The sequence below is a fragment of the Streptomyces barringtoniae genome (assembly GCF_020819595.1).
Classification (GTDB): domain Bacteria; phylum Actinomycetota; class Actinomycetes; order Streptomycetales; family Streptomycetaceae; genus Streptomyces; species Streptomyces barringtoniae.
Genome location: NZ_JAJHNP010000004.1, coordinates 315,724 through 329,825, shown reverse-complemented (window position 1 = coordinate 329,825; position 14,102 = coordinate 315,724). Strand labels below are relative to the sequence as shown.

Here is a 14,102-nt window from a genome sequence, read left to right as displayed (position 1 = left end):
CGGGAACCGGCCCCTCACGGCGATCCCACCCCGGCTCCGGCCGCCCGCCGGGCGGCTCGGCGCGCCCGCCCGAGGGCCGCTGCGGTTGATCGTGTCCGGCCCGGCCCATGGCCGCGGCCTCAGTCGCGGGCCAGTCCGAAGCGTGCCCTCAGTCCCGTCGTGCGCTCGTCCGCCGCGACCGCCGCCGCGCCGGCCGTGACCGTCTCGTAGACGGACAGGATGTCCGCGCCGACCGTCGACCAGTCGAAGCGCCGCACGTGGGCGCTGCCGCGGTCGCGCAGTTCGGTGCGGCGGGCCGGGTCCGCCAGGAGCCGTACGGCGGCGTCGGCGAGTGCGTCGGCGTCCTCGTTGGCGAAGACCTCGCCCGCCGCGCCCTGGTCGAGGACCTGCACGAAGGCGTCCAGGTCGGAGGCGAGCACGGGGGCACCCGCCGACATCGCCTCGACCAGGATGATGCCGAAGCTCTCGCCGCCGGTGTTGGGGGCGACGTACAGGTCGACGCTGCGCAGGAGGCGCGCCTTGTCCTCGTCGCTGATCATGCCGAGGAACTCCACACGCGCGCGCAGTTCCTTCGGCAGGTCCTCGACGGCCGCCTCCTCGTCGCCGCGGCCCGCGACCAGCAGGCGGGTCCGCGGGCGGGCGGCAAGGATCGTCGGGAGGGCCTTCATGAGGACCGGCAGGCCCTTGCGGGGCTCGTCGATACGGCCGATGAAGCCGATGGTGTCGCCCTGCCACTCCGCCTTGGGCTCTGCCGAGGCGAAGAAGTCCACGTCGACGCCGTTGGGGATGACGACCGCGTCCCCGCCGAGGTGCTCGACCAGCGTCCGCCGGGCGTACTCGCTGACCGCGATCCGGGCGCTGATCTTCTCCAGGGCCGCCTGGAGGATGGCGTACGCGGCGATCATCGCGCGTGAGCGGGGGTTGGAGGTGTGGAACGTGGCCACGATCGGGCCGGAGGCCGCCCAGCAGGTCAGCAGGCCCAGCGAGGGAGAGGTCGGCTCGTGGATGTGGACCACGTCGAAGGCGCCCTCGTGCAGCCAGCGCCGTACCCGCGCGGCCGACAGGAAGCCGAAGTTCAGGCGGGCCACGGAGCCGTTGTAGGGCACCGGGACGGCGCGGCCGGCCGAGACGACGTACGGCGGCAGCGGGGTGTCGTCGTCGGCCGGGGCGAGGACGGACACGTCGTGGCCGAGGCGGAGGAAGTACTCGGCGAGGTCGCGGATGTGGAACTGGACGCCGCCGGGCACGTCCCAGGAGTACGGGCAGACGATCCCGATTCTCACGAGGGTCCCTTCGCGGGGTCGAGGTCGGCGAGCCACAGCCGCTGCAGCATGTGCCAGTCCTCCGGATGGTCGGCGATCCCGGTGGCGAAGGCGTCGGCCAGCGCCTGTGTCATGACAGACGTCTTCTCGGCCCGGGTACCTGACTCGGGCACCTCGACCGGGGGGTGCACACGGCCCTGCATGACGGGCGAGTCGTCGTACCAGAGCGTGACCGGCAGCAGCAGCGCGCCGGTCTGCTGGGCGAGCAGGGCCGGGCCCGCGGGCATCCGGGTCTTCTCGCCGAAGAAGTCGACCTCGACGCCGGAGGCGGACAGGTCCCGGTCGGCGACCAGGCAGACCAGGCCGCCGTCGCGCAGCCTGCGGGCCAGGGTGCCGAACGCGGAGCCGCCGCTGTGCGGCAGGACCTCCATGCCGAGGCCCTCGCGATAGGCGACGAAACGGTCGTACAGCGTCTCGGGCTTGAGCCGCTCGGCGACCGTGGTGAACGGCGTCTCCAGCTTGGTGGTGACCCAGGCGCCCGCGAGGTCGTAGTTGGCCATGTGCGGCAGCGCGAGGATCACGCCCTGGCCGGAGGCGAGCCCGTCGGTCAGGAAATGTATGTCCTTCGGGTCGAAGCCCGACTTCACGCGCTCCCGGCTCCAGGCGGGCAGCCGGAAGGACTCCATCCAGTAGCGCAGGTACGAACGCATGCCCGCGCGGGACAGCTCGCGCAGGCGCTCGGGTCCGGCGTCGGGCAGCACGCGCGCGTAGTTCGACTCCAGGCGCTGTACGCCCTTGCCGCGCTGCTTCCAGGCGAGGTCGGCGATGGTGTGCCCGAGACGGACCGCTACGGGTTCGGGGAGCTTCTTGACGGTGCCCCAGCCGAGCCCGTACAGCCCGTCGGTGAGCCGTTCGGCGGCGCTCACTTCGCGGCCTCACTGGGGCTCTGCCGGGCCGCGGCGGCCTCCGCCTCGGCGGACTCGCGGCGCACGGTGACGACCCGCTGGATCAGCGTGACGAGGCTGCCGACGGCGACAATCCACAGGGCGATCGGCAGCAGCCACTGGATGCCCGGCACACCGAACTTGTGCATGCCCGCGAAACCGGCCGCGACCAGCGAGATCACCAGCCGCTCGGCGCGTTCGACGAGGCCGTTGACGGCGACCGGCAGCCCGATCGACTCGCCGCGCGCCTTGGTGTACGACACCACCTGCCCGCTGGCCAGGCAGAAGATCGAGACGGCGCACAGGACGTTGTTGTTCCCGTTGCCCGCGTACCAGAGCGCGAACCCGCCGAAGATCGCGCCGTCGGCGACCCGGTCGAGGGTGGAGTCCAGGAAGGCGCCCCAGCGGCTGGAGCGGCCCAGCTGGCGGGCCATGTTGCCGTCGACCAGGTCGGAGAAGACGAACAGAGTGATCACGACCGTGCCCCAGAAGAACTCGCCCCTGGGGTAGAAGACCAGCGCGCCCGCGACCACACCGGCCGTGCCGATGAGCGTGACCGTGTCGGGGCTCACGCCCCGGCGGATGAGAAACGCGGCGAACGGTGTGAGGACACGCGTGAAGAATGCACGCGCGTACTTGTTCAGCATGGCCTTCCCGACGGTCGGTGTCGCCGCGGCCCCTGGTGGCCTCCGGCTGGCCCATCGTAGTCACGCGCGCGCATGCGCGGCGGGCGGGCACCCGCGGCCCGTGGCGCGAACCGGTGTGTGCCGCCGTGCGCGGGGCGCGCGCGGCGCGATCGGCGGCCGCGGCTGTCGTTCGTATGGACGCAACGTGACGGGAGTGGAAAGCTCGAATAACCGCGGGCGTCGCCGGAGCCGCCAGTGCACGCGGGTCCCGCGTGTCCGCGCCCACAGTGACCTCACCGTGCACGGGAGGCAGGATCATGGGCGACAAGACTCAAACACACCACCCCGGGGCCGCCGGCAGGGCTCTGGAGGCCGACCAGCCCGCATCCGTACGGAACGTGGTGCTGGTCGGCCACTCCGGTTCGGGCAAGACGACTCTGGTGGAGGCCCTCGCGCTGACCGCGGGGGCGGTGAACCGGGCGGGCCGCGTGGAGGACGGCGGCACCGTCTCGGACTACGACGAGATCGAGCACCGGCAGCAGCGCTCCGTACAGCTCTCCCTGGTGCCGGTCGAATGGGACGGCATCAAGATCAACCTGCTCGACACCCCCGGGTACGCCGACTTCGTAGGGGAGCTCAGGGCCGGTCTGCGCGCCGCGGACGCGGCCCTCTTCGTCGTCTCGGCCTCGGACGGCGTGGACGGCTCCACCCGGATGGTCTGGGAGGAGTGCGCGGCCGTCGGCATGCCGCGCGCGATCGTGATCACGCACCTGGAGGCGGCGCGCGCCGACTTCGAGGAGATGACCCGGATCTGCGCGGAGGCCTTCGGCGGGGACGACCCCGATGCCGTACTGCCGCTGTACCTGCCGCTGCGCGGGCCCGAGGGTCCCGATGGGCACGCGCCCGTGACCGGGCTGGTCGGGCTGCTGTCGCAGAAGCTGTTCGACTACTCGACCGGGGAGCGCAAGGACTCCGAGCCCGGCGAGGACCAGCTGCCGGACATCGAGGAGGCCCGCAACCGGCTCATCGAGGGGATCATCGCCGAGAGCGAGGACGAGACCCTCATGGACCGCTATCTCGGCGGCGAGCAGGTCGACGTCAAGACGCTGATCCAGGACCTGGAGCGGGCCGTCGCCCGCGGCTCGTTCTTCCCCGTCCTGGCGGCCGCCCCCGCCGCCGACGGCGCCAAACAGGGGCTCGGTACGGTCGAGCTGCTGGAGTTGGTCACGGGCGGGTTCCCGACCCCCTTCGAGCACCCGCTGCCCGAGGTGACGACCCTCGACGGCAAGTCGCGCGAGCTGAAGCCCTGCGACACCGACGGCCCGCTCGTCGCCGAGGTCGTCAAGACCTCCTCCGACCCCTACGTCGGACGCGTCTCGCTGGTGCGCGTCTTCTCCGGCGCCCTGCGCCCCGACCAGACGGTGCACGTCTCCGGGCACGGGCTGGCCGACCGCGGCCACGAGGACCACGACGTCGACGAGAAGGTCGGCGCGCTGTCCATGCCCTTCGGCAAGCAGCAGCGCCCGGTGACGCGCGCCGTCGCCGGCGACCTGGTGTGCGTGGCCAAGCTCGGCCGGGCCGAGACCGGGGACACGCTCTCCGCGAAGGACGACCCGCTGCTCATGGAGCCCTGGCGGATGCCCGACCCGCTGCTGCCGCTCGCCATCCAGGCGCACAGCAAGGCCGACGAGGACAAGCTCTCGCAGGGCCTCGCCCGGCTGGTGGCCGAGGACCCGACCATGCGGCTGGAGCAGAACCAGGACACCCACCAGGTGGTTCTGTGGTGCCTGGGCGAAGCCCACGCGGACGTCGCCCTGGAACGGCTGCGCAGCCGCTACGGCGTCCAGGTCGACGTCGTCCCGCACAAGGTCTCCCTGCGGGAGACGTTCGCGAACAAGGCGACCGGGCGCGGGCGGCATGTGAAGCAGTCCGGCGGGCACGGGCAGTACGCCATCTGCGAGATCGAGGTGGAGCCGCTGCCGGGCGGCTCGGGCGTCGAGTTCGTGGACAAGGTGGTCGGCGGCGCCGTACCGCGGCAGTTCATCCCGTCCGTGGAGAAGGGCGTACGGGCCCAGGCCGCCAAGGGTGTCGCCGCCGGATATCCGCTGGTGGACGTGCGGGTCACGCTGCTGGACGGCAAGGCGCACTCGGTGGACTCCTCCGACGCCGCCTTCCAGACCGCGGGCGCGCTCGCGCTGCGCGAGGCCGCGGCCGACGCCCGCATCCATCTGCTGGAGCCGGTGGCCGAGGTGTCCGTGCTGGTCGGCGACGACTACGTGGGCGCCGTCATGAGCGACCTGTCCAGCCGGCGCGGCCGGGTGCTCGGCACCGAACAGGTGGGTTCCGGGCGGACCGTGATCAAGGCCGAGGTCCCCGAGTTCGAGATCGGCCGGTACGCCGTCGACCTGCGCTCGCTGTCGCACGGCACGGCACGGTTCGACCGCTCCTACGCCCGGCACGAGCCGATGCCGCCGCAGATCGCCGAACGGATCCGTGAACAGGCGGGTGACAACGGGTAGTTCAGCACCCGCTAGCCGGGTGCGCGGGCGGGCGGCTTCGGCCGTCCGCCCGCCGGTTGTCGGTGGCGGCGGATACGCTGATCACCTGATCGCGTCGTGCCGCAGTCGTCCGGTTGTGACGGGTAATCGACGCGACGGCCTGTTCAACAGGTGTGCGGAGCGAGGAAGTCGGGAAGGCCGCAGAAGCGACACCGGCGGCGATGGGGGCGGAAATGTCGTTGGGAACGGAGTGGGACGGACCCCAGGTGCCCGTCTCGGGAGACGAGGGGCAGGCGGCGACCTCCGCGCTGGCCTCGGCGGCGTACCGGGACAGCCCGATGGAGGAGATCAAGAAGGCCGACAACGAGTGGCACGAGTCGACCCTCAAGCCCGGCAGGATCGCACTGCTGCGGCCCAACCTCGGTGAGGCGTTCTCGCGGGCCGTGGTCGCCCGGATGCTCGCTCCCGGCCGCAAGCCGCTCATCCAGTCCTTCGGCACCGAGCCCCAGTTCGTCGTCGAGCACTGCCTCGCGGCCAACAACATCCGCAGGGAGCGCGACAACCGCCTGACCGCCGTGACGGTCCTGTGCGGAGTGCTCTTCCTGCCCGGGCTGATCGCCTGGCTGCTCGTCTTCCAGCTGCGCACGTTCGTCGCCACGCGCGAGGACAAACGGGTGGGCGCGCTCGCCACCGCGCTGCTCCTGGGTGTCGGCGTGCTCGCCGCGCTGTTCCTGATCAAGATGCCGTTCACCGGCTTCTGGGCGTGGTACGCCCGGGCGTGCGTCGTGCTCCCCGTGCTCGGCTGGTTCTGGGCCAAGCGGATCTGTGAGCGCACGGCCAAGGATCTGCGAGCCCGCTGGGGCGGCCTGCTCTCGGGCACCAGCGTCGGTGCGAAGGTCCCCGAGGCCGTGCCGCGCGGACCCAACCAGACGGCGGCCGAGGAGCTGCGCCAGTCGCTGGCCCGGCTCAGCGCCGAGCAGCAGTCCAACTCGGTCTTCTACGCCGGCCCCAAGGGCATACTCGGCATGGGCACCCGCTGGGGCGCCTGGCAGCTCGCCGAGGATCTGGTGCCCGCCGACCCGAGCCGGGAGATCCACCCCTTCCGCAGCTGGGACGTCATACGCGCGATCCACGACCAGCTCGCCCTGCTGGAGCGCGGCCCGCTCAACACCGGCGGTTTCCCCAAGCCGTCCATCAAGCACTGGATCGTCACACCGATCGGCGAGAAGGCCGCGGAGGTGTCCCGGCCCGAGGGCACCGACGTCGAGGCCTTCCAGGTCAAGCCGCACGCGATACAGGAGATCTGCAACAAGCAGCAGTTCGGCAGCGGCGACCGGCACTACCTGGGCGTGCAGTGGACGCTGTGGGACGGGCAGCTGGTCCTCACCATGCTGATCACGGTGACGGTGCTGCACGAGACGCTGCGCATCGAGGTGACCGGGCACGCGCTGGGGCCGGTGAACCCGCTGTTCACCTCCAAACCGGAGCCGCCGAGCAAGGAGGTCTCCAAGTCCCTCAAGCCCTGGGAGACCAGGAAGATCCTGCTGCCGCTGGTCACCACCGACGAGGTGGTACGGCTCGCCTCGCGCGCCCCGCTGACCTGGTACCCGCCGCTGCTGAACTGGCTCGGCGGCTCGCTCGTCCTGCCGGAGCCGTTCGGGCTGCGGCATGCCTGGGCCGACCAGCCCTGGCGGCACCGCTTCATGGCCGACGACGCGCTGCGCGCGGCCACGCCGGTGCTGCGGGTGGTGCACTCGGCGGCGATCAGGGTGCTGGAGGAGAACGGCGTGGACACGGAGAAGTTCGGCACGCGGTCGGGCATCCTCAGCGGCCTGGTCCAGGACCCCACGCCGAAGAAGGCCGACCTGTACGACGCGTGAGCGGTGCCCTCGGCAGAGGGCACCCGGCGGCTACGCCGGCCAGGCCTCCGCCAGCATCTTCCTGGTGTCGGCCAGGAGCTGCGGCAGCACCTTCGTGTGGCCGACCACCGGCATGAAGTTCGTGTCGCCGCCCCAGCGCGGGACGATGTGCTGGTGCAGGTGGGCGGCGATGCCGGCACCCGCGACCGTGCCCTGGTTCATGCCGATGTTGAAGCCGTGCGCGCCGGACGCGGTGCGCAGGGCCGTCATCGCCTGCTTGGTCAGCTCGGCCAGCTCCGCGGTCTCCGGACCGGTCAGGTCCGTGTAGTCGGCGACATGGCGGTACGGGACCGTCATCAGATGGCCGCCGTTGTACGGATAGAGGTTCAGGACGGCGTAGACGTGCTCGCCGCGCCGGACGATCAGTCCGTCCTCGTCGGACTTGGCCGGGATCGTGCAGAAGGGGCAGCCGTCGTCGGCCCCGGGGCCGCTCGGCTTGTTCTCGCCCTGGATGTAGGCCATCCGGTGGGGCGTCCACAGGCGCTGGAACGCGTCCTGCGTCCCCACTCCGATCTGCTGCTCCGGCTCACTCGTCATGCTAGGCAGCATATGGCTTCGCCCGTTCGCGGCGTGTCGCCGGGGCGGCGGGAGAAAGGTCACCGGCCAAGCTTGGCCGGTGGTCGACGACAGCCGTGTGAAGCGCTGGGAGCAGCGCACCGAGATCCCCCTCTTCCTGGCGTCGCTGGTCTTCCTGGCCGCGTATGCCACCCATGTCCTGATGCCGGACCTGCCCGACTTCTGGCACGGCGTGTGCAAGTTGGTGATGCTCGCCCTCTGGGTGCTGTTCGCCGCGGACTACGGGGTGCGCTGGCGGCTCAGCGGGCAGGGACTGCGCTTCGTCCCCACGCACGTGCTGCACACGGTGGTGGTCATCCTGCCGCTGCTGCGCCCGCTGCGGATCGTTCCGCTGTACGACGCGGTACAGCGCAAGGCCGGACAGCCCCGGCTCTCCCTGCACGCACGCGTGATCTCCTACGCCGGACTGTCCACCCTGCTGCTGGGCTTCTCCGGTGCTCTCGCGGTCTACCAGGCGGAGCGCGGCGCCCCGGGCGCCACCATGCGCACGTTCGGGGACGCCGTGTGGTGGGCGGCCTCGACCCTCACCACGGTCGGGTACGGCGACATCACCCCGGTCACCCCGATGGGCCGGACGATCGCCATCGGGATGATGATCGGCGGCCTCGCCCTGCTCGGCGCGGTGACGGGCTCGTTCTCGTCCTGGCTGATGCAGACCTTCACCCGCGAGGGAGACGAAAGGCCCCCGGGGAGGTGAACCTCCCCGGGGGCCCTCGTACGGAGCGGGCGCCGGATCAGACCTGGACCCGCTCCTGAACGACCTGCGCGATCTTCGCGATGGCCTCGTCGAACGGGATGCCGTTCTCCTGGGAGCCGTCGCGGTAGCGGAACGACACCGAACCGCCCGACATGTCCTCGTCGCCCGCGATGACCATGAAGGGCACCTTCTGCTTCTGGGCGTTGCGGATCTTCTTCTGCATGCGGTCCGAGGAGGAGTCCACCTCGACGCGCAGGCCCTGCTTCCGGGCCGCGGCGGCGAACTTCTCCAGGTACTCCACGTGCGCGTCGCCGATCGGGATGCCGAGCGCCTGGACCGGGGCCAGCCAGGCCGGGAAGGCGCCCGCGTAGTGCTCCAGCAGCACGGCGAAGAACCGCTCGATGGAGCCGAACAGCGCGCGGTGGATCATGACCGGACGCTGCTTGGAGCCGTCCGGGCCGGTGTACTCCAGGTTGAAGCGCTCGGGCAGGTTGAAGTCGAGCTGGATGGTCGACATCTGCCAGGTGCGGCCGATCGCGTCCTTGGCCTGGACGGAGATCTTCGGGCCGTAGAAGGCGGCGCCGCCCGGGTCCGGGACGAGGGGCAGGCTCTGCTTCTCGGCGACCTGGCGCAGGGTCTCGGTCGCCTCCTCCCAGACCTCGTCGGAACCGACGAACTTCTCCGGGTCCTTGGTGGACAGCTCCAGGTAGAAGTCGGTCAGGCCGTAGTCGCGCAGCAGGCCGAGGACGAAGGTGAGCGTCTTGTCCAGCTCCTCGGACATCTGCTCACGGGTGCAGTAGATGTGCGCGTCGTCCTGCGTGAAGCCGCGGGCACGGGTGAGGCCGTGCACGACGCCCGACTTCTCGTACCGGTACACGGTCCCGAACTCGAAGAGGCGCAGCGGCAGTTCGCGGTAGGAGCGGCCGCGCGCGTCGAAGATCAGGTTGTGCATCGGGCAGTTCATGGGCTTGAGGTAGTAGTCCACGCCCTCGTCGAGCTGCATGGGCGGGTACATGCCCTCGGCGTACCAGTCCAGGTGCCCGGACGTCTCGAAGAGCTTCCCCTTCGTGGCGTGCGGGGTGTAGACGAACTCGTAGCCCTCCTCCTCGTGGCGGCGCCGCGAGTAGTCCTCCATGACCCGGCGGACGATGCCGCCCTTGGGGTGGAAGACGGCGAGGCCGGAGCCGATCTGCTCCGGGATGGAGAACAGGTCCAGCTCGCTGCCGAGCTTGCGGTGGTCGCGCTTCTCGGCCTCGGCGAGGAAGTCCAGGTACGCCTTCAGCTCGTCCTTGGACGGCCAGGCAGTGCCGTAGATGCGCTGGAGCATCGGGTTCTTCTCGCTGCCGCGCCAGTAGGCGGCCGCGTTGCGCATCAGCTTGAACGCCGGGATCAGGCGGGTGGAGGACAGGTGCGGACCGCGGCAGAGGTCCTTCCAGCACAGCTCGCCGGTCTTGGCGTCCAGGTTGTCGTAGATCGTCAGCTCGCCGGCGCCGACCTCGACGTCCGCGCCGTCGTCGGAGGAGGCCGAGCCCTTCAGGCCGATCAGCTCCAGCTTGTACGGCTCGGCGGCCAGCTCCTCGCGGGCGGCCTCGTCGGTGACCACACGGCGGGCGAAGCGCTGCCCGCGCTTCTGGATCTCCTGCATCTTCTTCTCGATGGCCTTGAGATCCTCGGGCGTGAACGGCTTCTCGACGTCGAAGTCGTAGTAGAAGCCGTCCTTGACGGGCGGGCCGATGCCCAGCTTGGCCTCGGGGAACAGCTCCTGCACGGCCTGCGCCATGACGTGCGCGGTGGAGTGGCGCAGGATGTTCAGGCCGTCCTCGGACGAGATCTCGACGCCCTCGACGGTCTCGCCGTCCTCGACCTCGTAGGCGAGGTCCTTCAGCTCGCCCCCGACACGCGCGGCGATGATCGAGCGCTCGCCCGCGAAGAGGTCGGCGGCCGTAGTGCCCGTCGTCACCACGCGTTCTTCCCGCTCGGAATCGCGTTGGATGATCACACGGACGTCTGACACCGGTCTCTCCTGACTGAAGGTGGGGTGCGGCGCCATACCAGGAGCGCGCGCACAGGCGATCGTACCGACCCCACGGCACCGACCGCGAAACGGTCACCCACAGTTCCCTGTCCGATACTCCTCAGTCCTCGTCCCCGTACGCCTCCCCGTCCTCGTCCCCGTACGCCTCCCCGCAGGCCTCCTCGAAGAAGTCGAGGTTCTCCTGGAGGGACTTCAGCAGCCGGTCCCGCTCGCCCTCGTCGACCTGGACGGGGACGACCCCGGAGGCGCCGGTGAGCCGGCGGAAGCCGCCCCGGCGCTCCAGCCGGCCGTGCACGCGCACCGGGAGCCCGACGAGGTGGGCGTGGCCTGCGATGCGGTAGTCCTCCTCGTCCAGGGTGACGCGGACGTGCGTGACGTCGGCGCCGGCGAGGACGCGCAGCCGTACGGTGCCCTCGCCGCCGGGTCCGGAACGGCGCATGCGGACGACGGCGCCGGTGACGCGGACCGGCATGGAGGGTTCCTCGCGCAGATAGCGGGCGGCGGCCTCGCGCAGCACGGGCAGGTCGCCGGGTGAGAACTCGACGGGCTCGGCGGAGGGGGCGCAGCCCTCGGGGACGCCGGCGCCGGGTGCCCAGGCGACGGCGATCCGGGCGCCCTCGGTGCCCCGGACGAGCGCGGCGAGCGCCTCGGTCAGTTCGCGGCTGACGCCGGCCTCGACCGCACCGTCGAAGGCGTCCATGCCGCCGGTGGCCCGCTGGTAGTCGACGGCCTCGCGTGCGGCGTTGAGGGCCTGGTACAGGCGTACGGCGAGCGGGCGGCCGGTGGGCACGGGCACGAAGGCGGTGAGGTGCCGGCCCTCGGCGGCGGGGCCGACGAGGACGTCCTGAAGGAGTGCGGCGGCGGAGCGGCGGTGGCGGGCGCCGTAGTAACCGGCACGCGCGCGTGTGGCGAGCGCGGCGGCGAGCAGCATCTGCCGGGCGGCTGCGCGCAGTTGCTCGTCGGCGGTCCACGGCGCGGCGCCGACGGGTCCGCCCGGGGTGTCGCGCCACCAGCGGATCTCGTCGCTGGGCACGGCGAGGGAGATCAGCACCTCGCGGGCGGCGGGCGTGGCGCTGCGGGCGAGGGCGTCGAGGGCCTCGCCGAGCAGGTCGTCGCTGTCGGGGAAGGCGCGGCTCTCGGGCACCAGCAGGCTGGTCCCGCCGGCGCCCGGTCCCGGCGGGGTCCAGCGGCCGTAGCGCCCGGGGGCTCCGCCGCGCCGCTGCCAGCCGTGCCGGTGCAGCAGGGCGCCGAGCACGGCGGGGTCGACCTCGGCGGGTTCCGGGGGCCGGTTCCAGGAGAGGTCGTCGGGATGCGGCCGGACCTGGCGCGGCAGTTCCTCGTACGGACGGCTTCTCATGGCCTGCCTCCCGTCCCGACCCGCGTCATGATCTCGCAGAGCGCCCGGTCGTCGAAGATGCGTGTGGTCGGTATCCGCACGGTGGTCCGGTGCCGGCCGGTGATGGGGTGGCCGGCGAGGTTGACCCAGTAGCAGCAGTGCCTGAGGTCGAGCCGGTCGTGGCTGGCGCGCAGCCAGTCGTCCTGCGAGCGCGGGACGAGCATGACGACCAGGATCTTGTGCACCGAGACGGGTGTGCGGGCGAGCTTGCGCAGATGGTCGTTGTCGAGGGTGAAGGAGAAGGAGCGCCCCGGCGGGTTCGGCGCGACCTGGTACGTGGCCTTCAGCTGCACCTTGATGGTGACCTCGTCGTCGACGGTGTGTCCGGCCGCGCTGTGGCTGACGTGCCAGTCGATGCCGTTGTCCGGGAAGGGCTGGGACAGCGAGCAGCCGGCCGCGGCGGCGACCGCGTGCAAGTAGCCGACCTGCAGTGTCTCCATGCAGGCGGTGGTGGCGAGCGTGCCGCGAAGGGGGCCCGTGCGATCGGGCAGCAGCCCGCCCCGCTCGGGCTGCGCTATGGCCATGACCAACAGCCTTCCAAGCCAAGAGTTTCCCCGCTGCGGGCCGCTGAACTGCAAAGACCCGTACTCCTGTTGTCTCCCACCGGCGTACGGCGCAAACGGCCCGGGTATCACCAAACGGGCAGAAGACGGAACGTCACCTGCCCTGGGTGAACGAGGAGTTGGGTTGGGATGACGTACTGGTACGAGGGGCCGCTGGCCGCCTTCGACACGGAGACGACGGGCGTGGACGTCGAGACCGACCGGATCGTGTCGGCCGCCGTCGTCGTCCAGGACGCGCCGGGGACCCGGCCCCGGGTCACCCGCTGGCTGGTGAACCCGGGTGTCCCGGTGCCCGAGGAGGCCACGGCGGTGCACGGTCTGACGGAGGAGCACCTGCAGCGCAACGGCCGCTGGCCGGCGCCGGTGATGTACGAGATAGCCGAGCAGCTGGCGGAGCACGCGGCGATGGGCCGCCCGCTGGTGGTGATGAACGCGCCCTTCGATCTCACCTTGCTGGACCGGGAGTTGCGCCGGCACCGGGCGTCGTCGCTGGACCGCTGGTTCGAGTCGGCCCCGCTCAGGGTGCTGGACCCGAGGGTGCTGGACAAGCATCTGGACCGCTACCGCAAGGGCCGCCGCACGCTGACCGACCTGTGCGACCACTACGGCGTGACACTGCAGGGCGCGCATGACGCCGGGGCGGACGCGCTGGCCGCACTGGACGTCGTACGGGCCCTGGGCCGCCGTTTCGCGACCCGTCTGGAGCGCCTGACCCCCGCCGAGCTGCACACCCTCCAGACGGGCTGGCACGCGGCACAGGCCCGCGGGCTGCAGGCGTGGTTCGCGCGCAGCGGCTCGGAGGAGATAGTCAGCACCGACTGGCCGCTCAGGCCGGAGCTGCCGGCGGCGGCGTGAGCCCGCTCAGCATGCAGAAAGCCGGTCCGCTGTTGCGGACCGGCCTCTCCGGGTGGGCGATACTGGGTTCGAACCAGTGACCTCTTCGGTGTGAACGAAGCGCTCTCCCACTGAGCTAATCGCCCGGGAACGCACTGAACAATACAGGCCTCGGCGCCGATCCTTCAAACCGCTTGGAGGCGGCGCAGCAGCCCGCGCCGTCCCGACCGCATCATGAGGCGGTGGTTGACGCGGAAGACCGGGCGGCCGGGTACGGCGAGCCGGCGCAGCAGCGTCTTGCGCACGTCCACTTCCTGGTCGTAACAGGCCAGGGTCCCCGAGCCCTCGGCCGTGACCGTCCAGCGCGCCCAGCCCTCGATGTCACCGGACAGGGTGACCTCCAGCACACCGGCACCGGGGTCGCGGCGGCTCTGCCGGGCGGTGAAGGTCATGTCGTACGGCAGGACGGACCGGACGGTGATCACGCCGGTGTCCGCGTCCAGCCTGGTCACCGAGCGGACCTGCGGCCACCAGCACGGATAGTCCTCGGGCCGCTCCAGCACCGCATACACGACGGCCGGCGGGGCGGGCAGGGACCACAGGCTGCGGAAGCGGTAGTGGGTCCAGTCCATGGCGTGAGTCTGCCCGGCCGTACGCACAAATCTGAGTACGGGTACTCATGCACCTCGCCGTGACGCGGGCCACACTCTTCGGGGAGCGCCGCCGCCCGTGCGTCGGCGCTCCCCACCCAC

The 14,102-nt window shown here is 71.4% G+C and carries 12 protein-coding genes and 1 tRNA gene; 4 read left to right on the top strand and 9 right to left on the bottom strand.

The features are described from left to right. Positions 1–119: 119 nt before the first annotated feature. The 3 genes from LMU33_RS08695 to pgsA are packed head-to-tail and all read right to left on the bottom strand — an operon-like array spanning position 120 to position 2,853. On the bottom strand, positions 120–1,283 hold the full coding sequence (locus LMU33_RS08695) for a glycosyltransferase family 4 protein (protein WP_228618855.1): 1,164 nt from the start codon (positions 1,281–1,283) through the stop codon (positions 120–122). Then, complete coding sequence (locus LMU33_RS08690) at positions 1,280–2,188, bottom strand: phosphatidylinositol mannoside acyltransferase (RefSeq protein WP_228618853.1); 909 nt, start codon at positions 2,186–2,188, stop codon at positions 1,280–1,282. Before LMU33_RS08690 ends, LMU33_RS08695 begins: the two co-directional genes overlap by 4 nt. Next, on the bottom strand, positions 2,185–2,853 hold the full coding sequence (gene pgsA, locus LMU33_RS08685; RefSeq protein ID WP_228618851.1) for a phosphatidylinositol phosphate synthase: 669 nt from the start codon (positions 2,851–2,853) through the stop codon (positions 2,185–2,187). The genes LMU33_RS08690 and pgsA overlap by 4 nt, the downstream gene beginning before the upstream one ends. 296 nt (positions 2,854–3,149) lie before the next feature. On the opposite strand from pgsA, the gene LMU33_RS08680 reads away from it, so the two are divergent. Together LMU33_RS08680 and LMU33_RS08675 are read left to right on the top strand one after the other, a co-directional pair. Next, positions 3,150–5,351, top strand: coding sequence for an elongation factor G-like protein EF-G2 (locus tag LMU33_RS08680; RefSeq protein ID WP_228618849.1), 2,202 nt, complete (start codon positions 3,150–3,152; stop codon positions 5,349–5,351). 212 nt (positions 5,352–5,563) lie between these two features. Beyond that, the gene (locus LMU33_RS08675) at positions 5,564–7,210 is read left to right on the top strand and encodes an AbeC-like domain-containing protein (protein WP_228618848.1); all 1,647 of its coding nucleotides are present in this window, start codon (positions 5,564–5,566) and stop codon (positions 7,208–7,210) included. A 30-nt stretch (positions 7,211–7,240) separates the two neighbouring features. Here the strand turns inward: LMU33_RS08675 and LMU33_RS08670 are convergent, their stop codons facing one another. Then, positions 7,241–7,798 (bottom strand): HIT family protein, encoded by a 558-nt coding sequence (locus LMU33_RS08670; RefSeq protein WP_228618846.1) that lies wholly within the window; start codon positions 7,796–7,798, stop codon positions 7,241–7,243. Between the two features lie 67 nt (positions 7,799–7,865). Here LMU33_RS08670 and LMU33_RS08665 point away from each other — a divergent pair, with 67 nt between their 5' ends. After that, a complete protein-coding gene (locus LMU33_RS08665; protein WP_228618844.1) occupies positions 7,866–8,522 on the top strand; it encodes a potassium channel family protein in 657 nt (218 codons plus the stop codon). Positions 8,523–8,559: 37 nt separating this feature from the next. Here the strand turns inward: LMU33_RS08665 and thrS are convergent, their stop codons facing one another. The 3 genes from thrS to LMU33_RS08650 all read right to left on the bottom strand — a co-directional run bounded on the left by thrS (position 8,560) and on the right by LMU33_RS08650 (position 12,477). Then, positions 8,560–10,536: a threonine--tRNA ligase gene (gene thrS, locus LMU33_RS08660; protein ID WP_228618843.1), complete on the bottom strand. Its 1,977-nt coding sequence runs from the start codon at positions 10,534–10,536 to the stop codon at positions 8,560–8,562. Positions 10,537–10,657: 121 nt separating this feature from the next. Next, positions 10,658–11,914, bottom strand: coding sequence for a hypothetical protein (locus LMU33_RS08655; RefSeq protein ID WP_228618841.1), 1,257 nt, complete (start codon positions 11,912–11,914; stop codon positions 10,658–10,660). Beyond that, complete coding sequence (locus tag LMU33_RS08650) at positions 11,911–12,477, bottom strand: DUF4365 domain-containing protein (RefSeq protein ID WP_228618839.1); 567 nt, start codon at positions 12,475–12,477, stop codon at positions 11,911–11,913. Before LMU33_RS08650 ends, LMU33_RS08655 begins: the two co-directional genes overlap by 4 nt. Positions 12,478–12,645: 168 nt before the next feature. Between LMU33_RS08650 and LMU33_RS08645 the strand changes: the two genes are divergently transcribed. Continuing rightward, the gene (locus LMU33_RS08645; RefSeq protein ID WP_228618838.1) at positions 12,646–13,371 is read left to right on the top strand and encodes a 3'-5' exonuclease; all 726 of its coding nucleotides are present in this window, start codon (positions 12,646–12,648) and stop codon (positions 13,369–13,371) included. A 53-nt stretch (positions 13,372–13,424) separates the two neighbouring features. On the opposite strand, the gene LMU33_RS08640 is transcribed toward LMU33_RS08645, so the two are convergent. Together LMU33_RS08640 and LMU33_RS08635 are read right to left on the bottom strand one after the other, a co-directional pair. Continuing rightward, positions 13,425–13,496, bottom strand: a tRNA-Val gene (locus LMU33_RS08640). Between the two features lie 39 nt (positions 13,497–13,535). Continuing rightward, positions 13,536–13,982, bottom strand: coding sequence for an SRPBCC family protein (locus LMU33_RS08635; RefSeq protein WP_228618836.1), 447 nt, complete (start codon positions 13,980–13,982; stop codon positions 13,536–13,538). Positions 13,983–14,102: the final 120 nt, after the last annotated feature.